Annotated in this window: 16 protein-coding genes; 5 read left to right on the forward strand and 11 right to left on the reverse strand. The window is 73.0% G+C overall.

What is annotated here, in order from left to right:
* Positions 1-6: 6 nt before the first annotated feature.
* Positions 7-825, forward strand: coding sequence for an SDR family oxidoreductase (locus tag Nocox_RS20675; protein WP_020543528.1), 819 nt, complete (start codon positions 7-9; stop codon positions 823-825).
* On the opposite strand, the gene Nocox_RS20680 is transcribed toward Nocox_RS20675, so the two are convergent.
* From Nocox_RS20680 to Nocox_RS20720, 9 genes are all read right to left on the reverse strand, one after another.
* The gene (locus Nocox_RS20680) at positions 822-2,282 is read right to left on the reverse strand and encodes an aldehyde dehydrogenase family protein (protein ID WP_020543529.1); all 1,461 of its coding nucleotides are present in this window, start codon (positions 2,280-2,282) and stop codon (positions 822-824) included. The two genes, Nocox_RS20675 and Nocox_RS20680, sit on opposite strands and share 4 nt — an antisense overlap.
* Complete coding sequence (locus Nocox_RS20685) at positions 2,279-3,400, reverse strand: NAD(P)-dependent alcohol dehydrogenase (RefSeq protein WP_026214395.1); 1,122 nt, start codon at positions 3,398-3,400, stop codon at positions 2,279-2,281. Before Nocox_RS20685 ends, Nocox_RS20680 begins: the two co-directional genes overlap by 4 nt.
* Entirely contained in the window at positions 3,397-4,749 is a 1,353-nt protein-coding gene (locus tag Nocox_RS20690; RefSeq protein ID WP_020543531.1) for an amidase, read from the reverse strand. Before Nocox_RS20690 ends, Nocox_RS20685 begins: the two co-directional genes overlap by 4 nt.
* Positions 4,739-5,770: a branched-chain amino acid ABC transporter permease gene (locus Nocox_RS20695; RefSeq protein ID WP_020543532.1), complete on the reverse strand. Its 1,032-nt coding sequence runs from the start codon at positions 5,768-5,770 to the stop codon at positions 4,739-4,741. The genes Nocox_RS20690 and Nocox_RS20695 overlap by 11 nt, the downstream gene beginning before the upstream one ends.
* Positions 5,767-6,633: a branched-chain amino acid ABC transporter permease gene (locus Nocox_RS20700; RefSeq protein ID WP_020543533.1), complete on the reverse strand. Its 867-nt coding sequence runs from the start codon at positions 6,631-6,633 to the stop codon at positions 5,767-5,769. The genes Nocox_RS20695 and Nocox_RS20700 overlap by 4 nt, the downstream gene beginning before the upstream one ends.
* A gap of 1 nt (position 6,634) precedes the next feature.
* Entirely contained in the window at positions 6,635-7,360 is a 726-nt protein-coding gene (locus tag Nocox_RS20705; RefSeq protein ID WP_020543534.1) for an ABC transporter ATP-binding protein, read from the reverse strand.
* Positions 7,357-8,112, reverse strand: coding sequence for an ABC transporter ATP-binding protein (locus Nocox_RS20710; protein WP_051112571.1), 756 nt, complete (start codon positions 8,110-8,112; stop codon positions 7,357-7,359). Before Nocox_RS20710 ends, Nocox_RS20705 begins: the two co-directional genes overlap by 4 nt.
* Positions 8,109-9,416 (reverse strand): ABC transporter substrate-binding protein, encoded by a 1,308-nt coding sequence (locus Nocox_RS20715; RefSeq protein ID WP_026214396.1) that lies wholly within the window; start codon positions 9,414-9,416, stop codon positions 8,109-8,111. Before Nocox_RS20715 ends, Nocox_RS20710 begins: the two co-directional genes overlap by 4 nt.
* A 227-nt stretch (positions 9,417-9,643) precedes the next feature.
* Positions 9,644-10,471 carry an IclR family transcriptional regulator gene (locus Nocox_RS20720; RefSeq protein ID WP_026214397.1) on the reverse strand — a complete coding sequence of 276 codons (828 nt, stop codon included), beginning with the start codon at positions 10,469-10,471 and terminating at the stop codon, positions 9,644-9,646.
* A gap of 65 nt (positions 10,472-10,536) precedes the next feature.
* Here Nocox_RS20720 and Nocox_RS20725 point away from each other — a divergent pair, with 65 nt between their 5' ends.
* Positions 10,537-12,018: an aldehyde dehydrogenase family protein gene (locus Nocox_RS20725; RefSeq protein WP_020543538.1), complete on the forward strand. Its 1,482-nt coding sequence runs from the start codon at positions 10,537-10,539 to the stop codon at positions 12,016-12,018.
* Positions 12,019-12,021: 3 nt separating this feature from the next.
* Here Nocox_RS20725 and Nocox_RS20730 read toward each other — a convergent pair whose 3' ends face one another.
* Complete coding sequence (locus tag Nocox_RS20730) at positions 12,022-12,513, reverse strand: MarR family winged helix-turn-helix transcriptional regulator (protein WP_020543539.1); 492 nt, start codon at positions 12,511-12,513, stop codon at positions 12,022-12,024.
* A gap of 121 nt (positions 12,514-12,634) precedes the next feature.
* Here Nocox_RS20730 and Nocox_RS20735 point away from each other — a divergent pair, with 121 nt between their 5' ends.
* Positions 12,635-13,561, forward strand: coding sequence for a dioxygenase family protein (locus Nocox_RS20735; RefSeq protein ID WP_020543540.1), 927 nt, complete (start codon positions 12,635-12,637; stop codon positions 13,559-13,561).
* Positions 13,562-13,877: 316 nt separating this feature from the next.
* Here Nocox_RS20735 and Nocox_RS20740 read toward each other — a convergent pair whose 3' ends face one another.
* Positions 13,878-15,227, reverse strand: coding sequence for a TrkH family potassium uptake protein (locus tag Nocox_RS20740; RefSeq protein WP_033409182.1), 1,350 nt, complete (start codon positions 15,225-15,227; stop codon positions 13,878-13,880).
* 333 nt (positions 15,228-15,560) lie between these two features.
* Here Nocox_RS20740 and Nocox_RS20745 point away from each other — a divergent pair, with 333 nt between their 5' ends.
* Together Nocox_RS20745 and Nocox_RS20750 are read left to right on the forward strand one after the other, a co-directional pair.
* Entirely contained in the window at positions 15,561-16,088 is a 528-nt protein-coding gene (locus Nocox_RS20745) for a SigE family RNA polymerase sigma factor (protein ID WP_020543542.1), read from the forward strand.
* On the forward strand, positions 16,085-17,281 hold the full coding sequence (locus Nocox_RS20750; RefSeq protein WP_157383087.1) for a hypothetical protein: 1,197 nt from the start codon (positions 16,085-16,087) through the stop codon (positions 17,279-17,281). The genes Nocox_RS20745 and Nocox_RS20750 overlap by 4 nt, the downstream gene beginning before the upstream one ends.
* Positions 17,282-17,304: the final 23 nt, after the last annotated feature.

The following is a 17,304-nucleotide window of genomic DNA, read 5'->3' on the forward strand; positions in this document are numbered from 1 at the left end:
ATCGCCGTGACGGGGGCGACCGGCCGCGTCGGCGGCCGGGTCGCCCGCAGACTCGCCGCGGCCGGGGTGCCGCAGCGCCTGGCGGTGCGCGACCCCGGCCGTGCCCCGGACCTGCCCGGGGCGACCGCGGTGCGCTGCGCCTACGGCGAGCCGGGCGCGGCCGCCGCCCTGGAAGGCGCCGAGGTGCTGTTCATGGTCTCGGCCTCCGAGTCGCCCGACCGCCTGGACCGGCATCGGGCGTTCGTGGACGACGCCGCGCGGGCGGGGGTCCGGCACGTGGTCTACCTGTCGTTCTTCGGCGCCGCGCCGGACGCGGTCTTCACGCTGGCGCGTGATCACTGGGCCACCGAGCAGCACCTGCGCGGCAGCGGGCTGTCCTGCACCTTCCTGCGCGACAACCTCTACGCGGACTTCATGCCCGCCCTCGTGGGCGAGGACGGTGTCATCCGCGGCCCGGCGGGGGAGGGCCGGGCCGCGGTGGTGGCCCAGGACGACATCGCCGACGCCGCGACCGCCGTGCTGCTGCGGCCGGACGCGCACGCGGGCCGCACCTACGACCTGACCGGCCCGCACGCGCTCACCATGGCGGAGGTCGCCGCGGTCCTGTCGCGGGCGAGCGGCCGTACGGTCACCTACCGGCCCGAGACGGTGGAGGAGGCCTATCGCTCCCGCGCCTCCTACGGCGCCCCGGACTGGCAGGTCGACGCGTGGGTGTCCACCTACACCGCCATCGCGGCGGGGCAGCTCGACGGGGTGAGCGACGACATGAGGCGCCTGACGGGCCACGCCGCCACCCCGCTCGCCGACGTCGTCAGCGCACCCTAGAAGGGGTAGTGGGCGTGCTGGGTCGCCAGGGTGATCCAGCGGGTGTTGGTGAACGCCTCGATGCCCCAGCGGCCGCCGAAGCGCCCGTAACCGGAGGACTTGAAGCCGCCGAACGGGGCCTGCGGCTCGTCGGCGACCGACTGGTCGCCGACGTGCACGATGCCGGTCCGCAACCGGCGGGCCACGCGCAGGCCGTGCGTGCCGTTCTCGGTGATGATGCCCGCGGTCAGGCCGTGGTCGGTGTCGTTGGCCTTGGTGACGGCCTCCTCGTCGGTGGCGAAGGTGTCGATCACGCAGATCGGGCCGAAGCCCTCGCCGTAGTACAGGTCGGCGTCAGCGGGCACCCCGGTCAGGACGGTCGCCGGGTGGACGGCCCCGACCGGCTCGCCGCCTCCGGTCACGACGGTGGCGCCCTTGGCGACGGCGTCGCTGACGAGGGCGGCGACGCGCCGCGCCGCGGCGGCCGAGACCAGCGGCCCGATGACCGTGGTCGGCTCGGCCGGGTCGCCGGCGGGCAGCGCGGCGACCTTGGCGGCGAACCTGGCCGTGAACTCCCCGGCCAGCGACTCGTGCACCAGGACGCGGTCGCCGGACATGCAGATCTGCCCGGCGTTCATGAACACGCCGAACGTCGCCGCGTCCACCGCGTAGTCCAGGTCGGCGTCGTCGAGCACGATGATGGCGTTCTTGCCGCCGAGCTCCAGCATGGCGGGCTTGAGGTGCCGGGCGGCGTGGGTGCCGATGATACGGCCGACCTCGGTGGAGCCGGTGAAGTTGACCGCGCGTACGCGCGGGTCGGCGATGAGCGCCTCGGCGACCCCGGCGGCGTCGGCGGGGTCGTTGGTGACGACGTTGAGGACGCCGGCGGGGAGCCCGGCCTCGGCCAGCACGTCGGCGACGAACAGGCCGCAGGCGATCGGCGCGTCCTCGCTGGGCTTCATGACGACGGTGTTGCCGGCGGCGAGCGCGGCGGCCACCGAGCGGACACCGAGGATGAGGGGCGCGTTCCAGGGGGAGAAGGCGGCGACCACGCCGACGGGCTCGCGTACGGCGAGGCCGAGCGCGCCCTCCTCCTGCGCGGCGAGCACGTCGCCGCGGGGGGCGGTGATCGCGGCGGCCGCCTCACGCAGCATGTTCGCGGCCAGGCCGACGTTGAACAGGGCCCACGGCCGGGTGCCGCCGACCTCGCCCGCCATGAGGGCCGCCGCCTGCTCGCCGCGTTCCTGCAGCAGGTCGGCGGCCTTGAGGAAGATGGCGCGGCGGGCGAAGGGGCTCAGCGCCGCCCAGTCGTCGAAGGCGGCCTGCGCCGCGTCCACCGCGAGGGTCACGTCCTCGGGCCCGGCGGCGGCCACGGTGGCGTACGGCTGTCCGGTGTAGGGGTTGAGGTCGGCGGTGGTACGGCCGGACCGCGGGGGCACGCTCTTGCCGCCGATGAGCAGTTCGCGGGTGATGGTCATGAAGGATCCTTCATTCGGAGGACGGGCTTGAGCACCTCGCCCCGGTGGCTGTCTTGCAGGGCCGTCTCGAGGTCGGTCAGGTCGTAGAGGCGCACCAGCCGGTCGAAGGGGAAGCGTCCCTGCCGGTGCAGCTCGATCAGGGTGGGGATGAGCGTCTCGCTGCGGCCGCTGCCGCCGAGGGTGCCGACGATGCGCTTGCCCCACAACGTCGTCAGGTGGTCGAGGGCGAACTCGGCGCCGGCCGGGGCGCCGCCGATGAGGACGCACGTGCCGAGCATGCCGACGCTGTCGGCCGCCTGGCGTACGACGGGGATGACGCCGGTGCACTCCAGGGCGTGGTCGGCCGGGCCGTCGCAGATGCGGTGCACCTCGGCGACGGGGTCGGCCCGTGAGGCGTCGATGGTGTGGGTGGCGCCGAACTCCACGGCCAGGTCCAGCCGGGAGGGGTGCCGGTCCACCGCGATGATCGTCGTGGCGGGCGAGAGCCTGGCGGCCATGACCGCGGCCAGGCCGACCGCGCCGGCCCCGTAGATCACCAGGCTGGAGCCGGGGCCGGGTTTGACGGTGTTCAGCACCGCCCCTGCCCCGGTGGCGATGCCGCAGGCGAGCGGGCCGAGCAGCTCCAGCGGCGCGTCCTTCGGCACGACGACGAGGGCGTCCGCCCAGGTGAGCGCGTGGGTCGCGAACGACGACTGGCCGAAGAAGTGGCTGTGCACGGGCGACCCGTCCGGCCGGCGCAACGCGCTCTGCCCGGCGCGTGGCCCCAGGAGGCGCCCGCCGCCGCACAGGGCCTCGCCGAGGCGGGCGCAGTAGCGGGGCTCGCCGTCGCGGCAGTTGCGGCAGGTGCCGCACGAGGGCCAGCCGATGACCACGTGGTCGCCCGGCCGTACGGAGGTGACGCCGTCGCCCACGGCCACGACCTCGCCGGCGCCCTCGTGGCCGAGCACGGCGGGGAACGGCATCGGCAGGTCGCCGTGCCGGGTGATGGTGTCGGTGTGGCAGACGCCCGAGGCGACGACGCGCACCAGGGCCTCGCCCGGTCCCGGCTCGTCGAGGTCGAGCTCCTCGACGTGGAAGCGCCCGCCGAGCTCGTCGACGACCGCGGCCGTCACTCTCATCGCTGATCTCCTTCGGTACGGATGGCGGAGGGCGGGGGCGGGGGAGGGGTGAGCCGCTGGACGAGGCGGGCCGCCGCCAGCACCGCCGGGTCGCGCAGCGGGCCGCCGGCGAACTGCACGCCGATCGGCAGGCCGTCGGCCAGGGCCACCGGCACCGTGATCGCCGGCAGGCCGGCCGCGTTGAACGGCGCGGTGAGCCGGGTCAGCACGAACTCGACGGGCCACTCGCGGCCGTCCACGGTGACGGTGCCCGCGCCGATGGGCGGGGCCGTCACCGGCACGGTGGCGCAGGCCAGCACGTCGCAGCCGTCGTCGAGCGCGGAGCGCAGCGCGGCGACGACCCGGCCCAGCGCGGCCTCCTGCCGCTCCACCTGCTCGGCGGGCGGCGCGGGCAGCCGCATCAGGTCGGCGACGTCCGGCCCGAACAGCTCCGGCTGCTCGGCGAACGCGGCCCGGTGGTAGGCGCCGGCCTCGCGGACGATCCTGGCCAGCGGCGCCTCCGGCATCAACGGCTCGTCGGGGACGGCGACGTCCACGACGGCCACGCCGGCGTCCTCCAGCCGGGCCCGTACGGCGTCGAGCGCCGCGCGCACCTCGGGGGCGAGCACCGCGGCGAACCAGCCGCCCAGCCAGCCGACCCGCAACCGCGCGGGCGGCTCGTCCGAGAGAGGGGCGGCGAGCCCGTCCATGAGCAGCGCCGCGTCGTCCACGGTGCGGGCCAGGACCCCGAGGTGGTCCAGCGACGGGGCCAGCGGCAGCACGCCGTCCAGCGGGATCCGGCCGCGGGTCGGCTTGAAGCCGACGCAGCCGCTGAGCGCGGCGGGGATGCGCACGCTGCCGGCCGTGTCGGAGCCGAGACCGCCCAGCGAGCTGCCGGCGGCGACCGAGGCGGCCGACCCGCCGGACGAGCCGCCGGGGATGCGCCCGCGCCGGTACGGGTTGTGCGTGGGGCCGAAGCAGGCGCTGTCGGTCCGCCCGCCCCAGGCCAGCTCGTGCGTGGTGTGCTTGCCGAGGATCACCGTCCCGGCCTCCAGCAGCCGGGTCACCGCCGTCGCGTCCCGGTCCGGCACGTGTCCGGCGAAGCGCGGCGAGCCGTAGCTGGTGCGCACCCCGGCGGTGTCGATCAGGTCCTTGACGCCGATCGGGATGCCGTGCAGCGGGCCGCGGACGGGCTCGCCGGCGAGGGCTTTCGCGCGGGCGAGCGCGGCCTCGGCGGTGACGGTGGCGTAGGCGTGCAGCGCCGGTTCGGTCGCGGCGATCCTGGCCAGCAGGTGCTCGGTCAGCTCGACCGGCGACAGCTCGCCGCGCGCGACGGCCGCCGACGCCGCGGCGATGGTGTCAACGCGCATGGCCGGGGTCCCGTACGTAGTAGCCGACGGGGAACAGGCTCAGCCCGGTCCGGTCGCGTACCAGCCCCCACAGCCCGCCCGGCAGCCACCGGGCGGCGGCGATGCCGACGGCGCCCAAGAGCACCAGGTACCACGAGCCGTAGTCGGCCAGCAGCTGCTGCAGCGCGAAGAACACCACCGCGCCGAGCAGCGGCCCCTCGACGAAGCCGATGCCGCCGATCACCACGATGAAGATCATGTACGCCGACCACTGCACGTTGAAGATCGCGTCCGGGTTGACGCTGAGCGAGCTGACCGTGATCACCCCGCCCGCCGCGCCGGTCCCGGCGGCCGACACCAGGTACACGATCCGCTTGGCCCGGGTCACGTCGATGCCGGCGGCGCTCGCGGCGGTCTCCTCGTCGCGCACCGCCATCAGCGACAGCCCCACCCGGCCGCGCAGCAGCAGGTAGCAGCCGCCGACGGTGGCGAGGGTGAGCGCCAGCGCCACCCAGTAGGTCAGCGCGCCGCGCAGCGCGGGGTCCAGGCCGGACAGCCCGGCCAGGCCCTTGCCGCTGGCACCGCCCAAGGCGTCGACGCGCACCACCAGCAGCCGGTACACCTCGGCGATCACCCACGTGCCGACGGCGAAGTAGTCGCCGCGCAGCCGGAAGGCCAGCCACGAGGTGGGCACCGCGAACACCACGCAGGTGAGCGCGGCCAGCGGCACCGCCAGGTACGGCTGCACCCCCAGGTCGGCCAGCGCGATCACGCTGTAGGCGCCGATCCCGACGAAGGCCTGCTGGCCGACCGAGACCAGGCCGCCGAACCCGGCCAGCAGGTTCCACATGCTCGCCAGCGCGACCAGCACGTAGAAGTTGACGAGCGTGTCGGTGATGTCGCTGAACACCACGTACGGCAGCGCCGCGAGCAGCACCACGACGGCGAGCAGCGCCCCGCCCGACGCCTTGGAGGTGCGGGCCGCGCGGCGCACGTCGATCGCGGCCGCCGCCCGCTCGGTCAGCAGATGGGAGAGGGTCATGCGGTCCGTCCCGCGAGCAGGCCCTGCGGCCGGAAGGCCAGCACGGCGAGGAAGACGAGGTGGCCGGCCAGCAGCGTCATCGCCGGGTCGATCTGGGAGCCGAGCGACTGGGTGACGCCCAGCACGATGCCGCCCAGCAGCGTCCCCCACAGCGAGCCGAGCCCGCCGATGACGACCGCCTCGAACGCGAAGATCAGCCGGGACGGGCCGGTGGCCGGGTCGAACGACGAGCGCACCGCGAACATCAGCCCGGCCAGCGCCACGGTGGCGAAGGCGATGGCGGTGGCGACGCCGTAGACGTGCCGGCTGTCGGCGCCCACCAGGTTCGCGGTCTCGCGGTCGTCGGAGGAGGCGCGCAGCATCCTGCCGAGCCCGGTGCGCGTCAGGAACACCTGGATGCCGGCCAGCACGGCGCAGGCCAGCAGGAACGTGGCCAGCGGCAGCCAGCCGACGGTGATCGATCCCGCGAGCTGGAAGGAGGAGGTGGCGAACGAGCCGCCGTCCAGGGTGCGCGTGTCGGCGGAGAAGATCTCCAGCAGCACGTTCTGCAGCACGATCGACAGCCCGAACGTCACCAGCAGCGTGGCCAGCGGCCCCGAGGAGAGGCTGCCCTGCAGCAGCACCCGCTGGTTCAGGTAGCCGAGCACCGCGAACAGCGGCACGGTCACCACGACGACCACCCACAGCGGCAGCCCGGTCCCGCCGACCAGGGCGAGGGCCAGGAACGAGGCGACGACGGCCAGGTCCCCGTGGGCGAGGTTGACGATCCGCATCACGCCGAACATCAGCGACAGGCCGGTCGCGAACAGCGCGTACAGGCCGCCGAGCAGCAGTCCCTGGACCACCGCGTTGAACCATTGCATGTCAGTCTTTCCCGTCCTGCGTGAGGTCGCCGATGCCGAAGTACGCGTGCTCGACCTGCTCGGCGGTGAGCTCCGCGGGCCGTCCCGCCAGCACCGAGCGGCCCTCCAGCAGGCAGTGCACCCGGTCGGCGACCCGCAGCGCCTGCGAGACGTCCTGTTCGACGACGAGCGCGGTGGTGCCGGCGGCGACGATCTCCGGCAGCGTCTCGTAGATGCGGCGCACGATGACCGGCGCCAGGCCCAGCGACAGCTCGTCGACGAGCAGCAGGTCGGGGTTGGTCAGCAGGGCCCGGCCGATGGCCACGGCCTGCTGCTCGCCGCCGGACAGCTGCGCCGCGTTCTGCCGCCGCCGCTCGGTCATCCACGGGAACAGCTCGTAGACCCGCCGCAGCGACCAGGGGCCGGTCCGTTTGCGGTAGGTGCCGGTGAGCAGGTTCTCCTCGACGGTGAGGGAGCGGAACAGCCGCCGGCCCTCCGGCACCAGCGCGATCCCGGCCGAGACCCGCTGGTGGGCGGGGGAGCGGGTGATGTCGCGCCCCGCGAGGTGCACGGTCCCCGAGGTGGGGGTGTTGAGCCCGGCCAGGGCGCGCAGCAGCGTGGACTTGCCCGCGCCGTTGGCGCCGATGACGGCCAGGACCTCGCCGCGTTCCAGTTCCAGGCTGACGCCGTCCACGGCGCGCAGCAGGCCGTGGTGCACGGTGAGGTCGCGGATCGACAGCAGGCTCACGGTCCCTCCTCCGCTGTGCCGCTTTCCGGCCCGCCGCCCAGGTACAGCTCGCGCACCTTGGCGTCGGCGAGCACCGCGACCGGCTCGCCGTCGGCGACGACGTCGCCGCCGGCCAGGCAGATCATCCGGGCGACGGTCTTGACCAGCGCGTGCACCACGTGCTCGATCCACACGATGCCGAGCCCGTCGGCGTGCAGCCGCCTGATCACCTCGACCAGCTCGGCCACCTCGGGCTCGGTGAGCCCGCCGGCGACCTCGTCGAGCAGCAGCAGCCGGGGGCCGGTGCCGAGCGCGCGGGCCACTTCCAGCCGCTTGCGCTGCAGCAGGGTGAGCCGCCCCGCGGCGGTGTTGGCCAGGTCGGCCAGGCCGGTGCGCTCCAGCACGTCCATGGCCTGCGACCAGGCCTGCTTGCCGTGCAGCCCGGCGCCCTGGTGCGCGCACACCAGGACGTTCTCGAACACGGTGAGATGGGTGAACGGGCGCGGCACCTGGTAGGTGCGGCCGATGCCGGCGCGGGTGCGGGCGTGCGGCGGCACGCCCGTGACGTCGCGCCCGTCCAGCCAGACCGTGCCGGCGTCCGGGCGCAGGTCGCCGGAGATCATCGCGAACAGGCTGGACTTGCCCGCCCCGTTCGGCCCGACGATGCCCAGCGCCTCGCCCGGTCCCAGCGACAGGGCCAGGTCCCGGGCGACGGTCACCTGGCCGAAGCTCTTGGACAGGCTCTCCAGGCGCAGCAGCGGTGCGGTCATCATGTGCCGGTCGGCAGCAGGTCGCCCCCGATGGGAACGGCCTTGTTCGGGGTGTTGTCCACGATGGCCACGTCCCAGGGGAACTTGGTGCCCTTGCGCCACTGGCCGCCGACCGGGTGCTGGAGGGCGATGCCGGGCTTGGGGCCGGCGGTGAAGTCCAGGTCGCCGCTCATGCAGCTGATCTTCATGGTGCGCAGCTTGTCGGCCACGTCGTCGCGGTCCTTGGGGTCGCCCGCGTTCTTGAACGCCTGGACGGCGATCTCGAACAGCGAGTAGACCGAGCCGAGGGCCTGGGTCCACTGCTTGCCGGTGGCGGCGAAGTCCTCGGCGAGCTGCTGGGCGGTCTTGCCGTCCAGGGTGGACTTGTACGGGTGCGCCGGGCTCCACCAGAAGTCGGTGGCGATGTTGCTGGCGAGCGGGCCGAGCGCCTCCGCCTCGGAGGGGAAGAGCATGACCTTGGCGACGGTGGCCAGCTTCGGCTTGAAGCCCTGCTGGCGGGCCTGCTTCCAGAACGTCTGGAAGTCGGGCGGGATCGGGGTGCAGGTGAACAGCTCGGCCTCCGACGACTTGAACTTCGCGATCTGCGAGCTGAAGTCGGTGACGCCGTTCTGGTACGCGCCGCCGTCCACGACCTCGTAGCCGGCCTTGGTGATCATCGGGCCGAGGCCCTGGCGGAAGGCGTTGGCGTCGGTGTCGTTGGGCCACAGTGCCGCGACGTTCTTGTTGCCCACCTCCATGCGCTCCCACATGGGGAAGAAGCAGTCGGCGAACTCCTGCATCCCGAAGAAGAACAGCGTGGTGTACGTGAAGCCCTCGCCGTCCTTGCCGCCCCGGCCGTTCCACCACGCCTCCCAGGGGGCGATCGTGGTGACGTTCGGGATGCCGTTGGCCTCGCACTGGTCGGCCACCGGGTTGGTGGTGTCCGGCGTCGAGGAGCCGACGATCAGGTCCACCTTGTCGCTGTTGATGAGCTGACGGGTGACCTCGGTGGCCCGGTTGGGGTTGGACTGGGTGTCCTTGACGATGATCTCGACGGTGCGCTTCCTGCCGCCGGCGGTGAAGCCGCCCCGCAGCGCTTCGGTGATCTGCTTGACCACGAAGTTGTCGGCGGAGGCGAAGCCGGCCAGCGCGCCGGTCTGCGGGCTGACGTAACCGATCTTGAGGACGTCGGAGGAGGAGGAGGCGCCGGTGCCCTTGAGGCCTCCGCAGGCGCTCAGCAGCGGCGCCCCGCCGATCGCGGCGGCGCCGAGGCCGGCCGCGCTGAGGAAGGAACGGCGGTTCATGCCGCCGGGGGAAGCGTCGCTCACGCGAGGACTCCTTATGCCGGACGATGTCCCTCGCCCATGGCGATGCGCGCCGCGGGGACATCTGAGGTGCTCTTCGGGAAGGGGTCGGCGGCCCGCCGGCTCGTGGCCGTGGCGCGGCTCCGACCTGCGGGATGCCGTGAAGGTGACCCTGACCGTACGGCTCCGGTAACACCCGTGCAACAAGACGTCCGAAGGAGTGGAACGCGAAATCACCAGGTGGAACGCCGCTACGCCGGCGGCCGGTAGCCGAGCCGCCGGGAGATCTCCGCGGCGGTGCGCCGCAGCGGCCCCTCCAGCCGCCCGGCCAGCGCCTCGACGGACGTCGGGGCCAGCGTCAGGTACACCGCGACGTTGATCGCGGCCACCACCTCGCCCGAACGGTCGCGCACCGGCGCGGAGAACGAGCGCAGGCCCGGGGCCAGCTCCTCGTCGTTGACCGCGATCCCGCTCTGGCGCACCTTGGCCAGCGCGGCCAGCAGTTGCTCCCGGTTGGTGATGGTCTTGGGCCCCCGGCGGGCCATGTCGGTGCGGTCCAGGATCTGCCGGAGCGTCGCCGGGTCCCGGTAGGCCAGCAGCACCTTGCCCATCGACGTGCAGTAGGCCGGCAGCCGCGAGCCGACGTGCAGGTTGAGGTCCATGGCCAGGGACGTGCGCCTGCTGCTGCGCCGCCGGTCCACGTAGACGACGTCGGGCCCGTCGGCGACGGCCGCGCTGATGGTGAAGCCGGTCTCGTCGGCCAGCGCCTGCAGCAGCGGCCCGGTGACGCGGGTGAGCTCCATCGAGTCGATCGCGGCGAACCCCAGGTCCACGGCGCGCGGGCCGAGGAAGTACTTCTTCGTCTCCGGGTCCTGCTGCAGGTACTGCAGCGAGGTCAGCGTGGCCACGTAGCGGTGCGTGGTGCTCTTGTTCAGCCCCACGGCCCTGGCCAGGTCGGCGATCCCCAGCACCGAGCGGTCGCCGGTGAACGCGTCCAGGATGCTCAGCCCCCGCTCCAGGGACACCGAGTGGGACGCCGCGTGCGTCTCGGGCCGCCGGGCGGGCTCTTCATCGGTCACAGTGGTCAGCATATGATTTCTCCGTTCTAGTCATCCGAATCATTCGACGGAGAGGACCACGGCACATGGCCCGAGCGGGGGGCGACTGGCGCAAGTCGCGATTCGGGCACTTCATCGGCGGCGAGTGGGTGGCCGCCGGCTCCGGCCGTACCTATCCCGACCACTCGCCGTGGTCCGGCGAGGTGCTCGCCGAGGTGGCCGCCGGCGACGCCGAGGACGCGCAGGCGGCCATCGCCGCCGCGCACGCGGCGTTCCCCGGCTGGTCGGCGCTGCCGCCCGGGCGGCGCCAGCACGTCTTCCTGCGCGCGGCCGACATCCTGCACGCCCGGCGCGACGGCATCCTCGACGCCCTCGCCGCCGAGACCGGCTGCGGCCGCTACTTCGGCGAGGTCCAGGTCGACTTCGCGGTCAAGCTGCTGCGGCAGGCCGCCCAGCTCGCCTACCAGCCCACCGGCAGCCTGCTGCCGTCCGACGTCGAGGGCATGCAGGCGATGGCGGTCCGCCGGCCGGTCGGCGTGGTCGGCGCCATCGCGCCGTGGAACGCCTCGCTCACCCTGTCAGGACGGGCCGTCGTCGGGCCGCTCGCCCTGGGCAACACCGTCGTGGTCAAGCCGTCGGAGGAGGCCCCGTACACCGGCGGCGCCCTGTGGGCGGAGGTGCTGCACGAGGCCGGGCTGCCCGCCGGCGCGCTCAACGTGGTCACGCACGCCCCGGGCGAGGCCGGCGGCGTGGCCGACGCGATGCTGGCCAGCCCGCTGGTCAAGCGCGTCAACTTCACCGGCTCCACCCCGACCGGCCGGCGACTGGCCGAGAAGGCGGGCCGCCACCTCAAACGGGTCGTGCTCCAGCTCAGCGGCCAGAACCCGCTCATCGTCACCCGCGACGCCGACCTCGCCTACGCGGTCGACGCCGCCACCTACGGCGCCTTCATCCACCAGGGCCAGGTGTGCATGTGCGCCCGCCGCATCTACGTGGAACGGCCACTGGCCGACGAGTTCACCGCGCGGTTCGCGGCCAAGGTGGCGGCCCTGCCCACCGGCGACCCGCACGACCCGGCCACCGTGGTCGGCCCCGTGATCAACGAATGGGCGCTGGCGCTGCTGGACCGCCGGGTCAAGGAGGCCGTCGAACTCGGCTCCCGCGTCCTGGCGGGCGGCGTGCCCCAGCCGCCGTGCTACCCCGCGACCGTGCTGACCGACGTGCCGGACGAGGCCGAGATCGCGCAGGGCGAGACGTTCGGCCCGGTCGTGGTCGTGGAGGCCGTCGACTCGGCCGACGAGGCGGTCACCCGCGCCAACGCCTCCGACCTGGGCCTGGCCGCGTCGGTCATCACCGGCGACCCTCGTCACGGGCTGAAGCTGGCCTCCCGGCTGGACGTCGGCATCGTGCACGTCAACGACCAGCCGGTCAACGACGAGCCGCAGATGCCGTTCGGCGGCGTCAAGGACAGCGGCTGGGGGCGGTTCGGGCTCGGGTTCGCGGCCGAGGAGTTCAGCGAGCTGCAGTGGGTGACCGTACGGGACCAGGACCGCGCGTTCCCTTTCTGAGCGCTAACCGTCGTAGCGGGTGTAGATCGCCGCCGACGTCCCCGAGGGGTCCAGCCTGGCCAGGAGGGCGTCGGCGATGGCGGCGAGCTGGTCGAGCTGCTCCGGGGTGAGGGTGTCGACGACGTGGTGGTGGACGGTGGCCACGTGGCCGGGGGCCGCCTGCCGTACCTTCTCCCATCCGTCGTCGGTGAGCCGGACGTGCGTGGTGCGGCGGTCGTCCGGGCGGGAGAAGCGCTCCACCAGGCCCCGTTTCTCCAGGCGGGTCACCACGTGGGAGAGGCGGGGGAGCGTGGCGTTGGTGCCCCAGGACAGCTCGGTCATGCGCGACGTCCGTCCGGGCGTCTCCGACAGCGTGGCCAGCACGTAGTACTCGAACTCCGTCAGGCCGGCGTCGCGGCGCAACTGGGCGTCGAGCACGGCAGGGAGCAGTTCGAGCACCGCGCGCAGCCGGACCCAGGCGCGTAGCTGCGGCCGGTCGAGCCAGGGAGTGTCCAAAAGAATCCGTCCTCACCGGGAATGGTTGTCGCGACAAGTTTGCTCCCCATGATGATCCTGCCTCATGAGCGGCCCGTCACCGACACGGCACACCGCAGGACCCCGGCACCAAGGAGCCCGCATGACCACGCCCGCCCCCTCCCCGACCGCCCCCTCCCCGACCGCCGCCGCCGACGCCCGCATCCCGGCGGCGCACCCCTTCGCCGCGCACCTGAGGCGCGCCGCCGCCCTGGAGGCCGCCGACCCGCACCGGGCGTGGACGCCGCAGGACGGGCCGCTGCCCAGCCTCTACCTGTCCCACGGCGGCGGCCCCCTGCCCTTCCAGAGCCCCGAATGGCTCACCCCGCTGCACGACTGGGCCCGCTCCCTGCCCAAGCCGAAGGCGATCCTGGTCGTCTCCGCGCACTGGGAGTCCGCGCCGCTGTCGGTGAGCGCCGACCGGCCCGACGAGCTGGTGTACGACTTCGGCGGCTTCGACGCGCTCTACTACACCTTCCGCTACGACACCCCGGACGCCGGCGACCTGTCCAGGCAGGTGACCGGCCTCATGCCGGACACCGAGCACGTGCACCGGCACGGCCGCCGCGGCCTCGACCACGGCGCCTGGGTGCCCCTGAAGATCATGTACCCGGCCGCCGACATCCCGGTGCTGCAGCTCAGCCTGCCCACCGAGGACCCCGACCGGCTGCTGGCCATCGGCGCGCGGCTGCGTCCGCTGCGCGACCAGGGCGTGCTCGTGATCGGCTCCGGGCACATGACCCACGGACTGCCGTTCCTGACCAGGGAGATGTTCCAGGGGAACGTGGTGCCCGGCTGGTCGTCCGACTTCGACGCCTGGGCCGCCGACGCCCTGGCCCGCGGCGACGTCGCCGAACTCGCCCGCTTCCGCACCGCCGCGCCCGGCATGCCGTACGCGCACCCGACCGTCGAGCACTTCACCCCGCTGTTCGTCACCCTCGGCGCGGCCACCGACCCTGCGGCGCCGGTGGTGACCAGGCTCGACGGCTACGGCGTGGGGCTGTCCCGCCGCTCCTTCGAAGCGGCCTGACCGTCGCCCGGCCGGCATTCACCGGCCGTCGCGCCCCTTGATCGCCGGGTGCGTCTTCCGGCAGCATGATCGCCGGGTCGAGGGGGTGCAGCGGCATGGCGTCATCGCGCGGACGTCTCATCCTGAGGAACGTCGTGGTCCCGATGGCGGCCTCGCTGGCCGCGGTCCTCCTGGTGGCCGGCCTCGGATGGGCCGCGCTGCATTCCTTCCTCGGGCCCAAGGTGCAACGCATAGACCCGGCCGTGCTTCCCGAACTACGAGCCGATGGTGCACATCACCGTCCAGGCGTGAACATCTGACGCGAAAGCCGTTCCGGTCACCCGACGATGACCCTCTCCTCGGGAAGCTGATACCGGCGGGTGCGGTCCTTCAACGCCAGGGCGGAGCCCAGGGTGAGGGGGCCCGTCCTGCCGATGAACATGAGCAGCACCAGCAGCACCTGCCCGGCCGGCGTGGTGTCGGCGGTGATGCCGGTCGAGAGCCCGACCGTGCCGAACGCCGAGACGACCTCGAACAGCACCTTGTCCAGGCTGTGCGGGGTCAGGGCCATCAGGAGGTAGGTGGACAGCGCGACCAGGGCCAGGCTGATCAGGGTGACCGAGACGGCCTGGCGCTGCGCCGTGTCCGGCAGGCGGCGATGGCCGATGTTGACCTCGCGCTCGCCGCGCACCTCGGACCAGATGACGAAGGCCAGCATGCCGAACGTGGTGACCTTGATGCCGCCCGCCGTGCCGGCGCTGCCGCCGCCGATGAACATCAGCAGGTCGGTGGCGAGCCGGCTGCTCGGGTGCATGCCGGCGATGTCGATGCTGTTGAAGCCCGCCGTCCGCGGCATGACGGCGGTGAAGAACGCCGCCAGGAACTTCCCTGGATCGTCGAGCGGGCCGAGCGTCTTCGGGTTGTGCCACTCGGCGATGAGGAAGACCAGGGTTCCGGCGACCAGCAGGACCGCGGTGACGGCGACGGTGATCCTGGTCAGCACCGACCAGCGCTGGGGGCGGCGCCAGGTGCGCAGCAGCTCGAAGACCACCGGGAAGCCGAGCCCGCCCACGATCACCGCGGCGGCGACGGTCAGGCAGATCCACGGGTCGGCGACGTAGCGCATCAGGCTGTCGGACCACAGCGCGAAGCCCGCGTTGTTGAAGGCGGAGACCGCGTGGAAGACGCCCAGGTACACGGCGCGGCCGAACGGCTCGTCGTGGCCGAGCAGGAAACGGCCGGTCAGGACCACCGCCGCGGCGGCCTCGCAGGTCAGGCTGAAGACGACCACGCGGCGGACCACGTGCCGGACGTCGGTCGGGCTCGACGTCCTGGTCTCGGCCTGGGCGAAGAGCCTGGCGCGCAGGCCGAGGCGGCCGGCCACCAGGAGGGTGAGCAGCGTGGCCAGGGTCATGATGCCGAGACCGCCGATCTGGATCAGCCCGGCGATGACGACTTCACCGAACGCCGACCAGTGCGACGCGGTGTCCACGACGGCGAGGCCGGTGACGCACACGGCCGACGTCGCCGTGAACAGGGCCGTGAGCCAGCCCGCCGACTCCCCGGACTCGGTGGAGATCGGCAGGACGAGCAGCGCGGTGCCCAGCAGGGCGGCCGCTCCGAAGCCGGCGACGATCACCTGGGCCGGGTGCTGGAAGTGGGGGAGAATGCCCTGCGACCGTCTCATGAGCCGCCCGTGCCGACGCGGCGGACGAGGCCGGCCACGAGCGTGATCGGCGGTAACAGGCCGGCGAACGCCTTCATGAGCATGTGCCTGTCGACCTCCGGCCGGCGTCGGCGAACGTGAACCTGCCGACCAGGCTTCCCGGCGCACCGCGCCCTACCGTAACAGGAACGAGATGGTTAGCGCCTCTATGGGTGGATAAAGGCGGATTTTCCGAGGCCGGCGAAGGAAAGCACCCCGGCGAGAGCCTTGCAGGCCGGAGCGCGGCGGACAGGTCATGGAGCGACCCAACCCTTTGCCGATCATGGGCGTCGGTAACGGGGGAGAGGAGTCATCTTGGACCCCAATGACAGCTTCCGTGAGTTCATGGCCGCCCATCAGCAGTCGCTGATGCGGACGGCCTACCTGCTCACGGGGGACGCCCACCTGGCCGAGGACCTGCTGCAGAGTGTGCTGCTGAAGGTGCTCAGCCGCTGGCCCAAACTGGCGGACGTCGCCAGTCCGCAGGCGTACGCCCGCAAAGCCCTGATCAACCAGTACATCTCCTGGCGCCGCCGGCTGGCCAGGGCGACCGAGCTGCCGAGAGCCGAGCCGCCGGATCGACCGTATTCCACCGAGGATTCCACGGTCGTCCGGATCGCCATGCTGCGGGCGCTCGCGCAACTGCCGCCCAGGCAGCGGGCCGTGATCGTCCTGCGCTACTACGAGGACCTCACCGAACACGAGACCGCCAAACTGTTGCGCTGCTCGCTCGGCACGGTCAAGAGCCACGCCCATCATGTGCTCGCCCGGTTACGAGTGCTCGCGCCTGAGCTGGCGCCGAAGTTCGCCGAGACGGAAGACCTGAAGGGAGCACGCCGATGACCTGGCTGAGAGATGTGCTGGACGACGTGGCCCACCACGCGCCCCAGGTGGACCTGACCGAGCGGACGATCGGGATCCGCAGGCGGCGCAGGCGCAGGACGACCTCGATCGTCGCGGCCGCCGCGGTCGTCGCCGTCGCGCTCGGCGTGACGACCGCCGTACGGCTGCAACGCGCGCAGCCGCGCCCCGCCGCCGCGCCGGGAGCCGTGACCGACCTGCCGGCGCGAGGGGTGGGGCCGTTGAGCCACGCCTTCATGACGTTCTGCCGGCCGGAGGGCGGCAAGGCGCCGGCGGGATGCGTGAACGGCGGCTGGCGGGTGGTCACCCGTGGCGGCAAGACGTACCGGGTGGCGCGGGCCCTGTCCGGTTCGCCGTCCAAGCTCCGGCCGAGCCCGCTGGCGATCAGCCGGAACGGCCGTAAGATCGCGTACTACGACACCAAGGCCGGCACCTTCGCGGTGCGCGACCTCGCCTCGGGGAAAGTGACCACGGCGCCGGCGAAGGTGCCCACGGCCTGGCTCGGCAGTATCGCGCACCTCCTGCTGTCGGACGACGGCCGCTTCCTCGCCTTCACCAAGAGCCCGGCGCTCAAGGACCCGGCCATGCTGTTCGACATGCGCGAGCGCATGGCCCGGCCGCTGCCGAACGGCTGGAACCCCATCGGCCTGTCCCCGGACGGCGACACGATCACCCTGGCGGAGTACGCCCCCAAAACCCGTCTGCAGACCATCACCCGGCTCTGGCAGACGTCCACGGCGGGCAACTCGACGACCGTCGACGTCGCCGGGGACTACTCGATCGGCGCGCTCGGGCCGGACGGGCACAGCGTCGTCGCGGTGGAGAGCGTGAACGCGGGCGTCGTCGGATGCATGAGAAGCGGCCCCGACCTCGTGCACCTGGACAGGAAGACCGGCAAGGCGCTCAGGAAGGTCCCCGTGCGGGGCCTGTCCATGACGGCCAACCAGGTCTACCTGCGCGGCTGGACCGGCCCTCACGAGATCACGGCCCTGGCCACGCCCCTGGTCTGCCATGAGCGGGACGACGACGCGCCCGCATCGGACCTCGACCCGCCGTACGTTCCCTTCACGGCGTACGCGGTGAACGTCGAGACCGGTGTGGCCAGGAAGCTCGCCACCTACACCGCTCAGGGCTTCTTCCACCTCGTGCTCCCGGGCTTCCCCGGCACCCTGTGACGGACCTCCGGGGCGCGAGGGAC

Source organism: Nonomuraea coxensis DSM 45129 (genome assembly GCF_019397265.1).
Classification (GTDB): domain Bacteria; phylum Actinomycetota; class Actinomycetes; order Streptosporangiales; family Streptosporangiaceae; genus Nonomuraea; species Nonomuraea coxensis.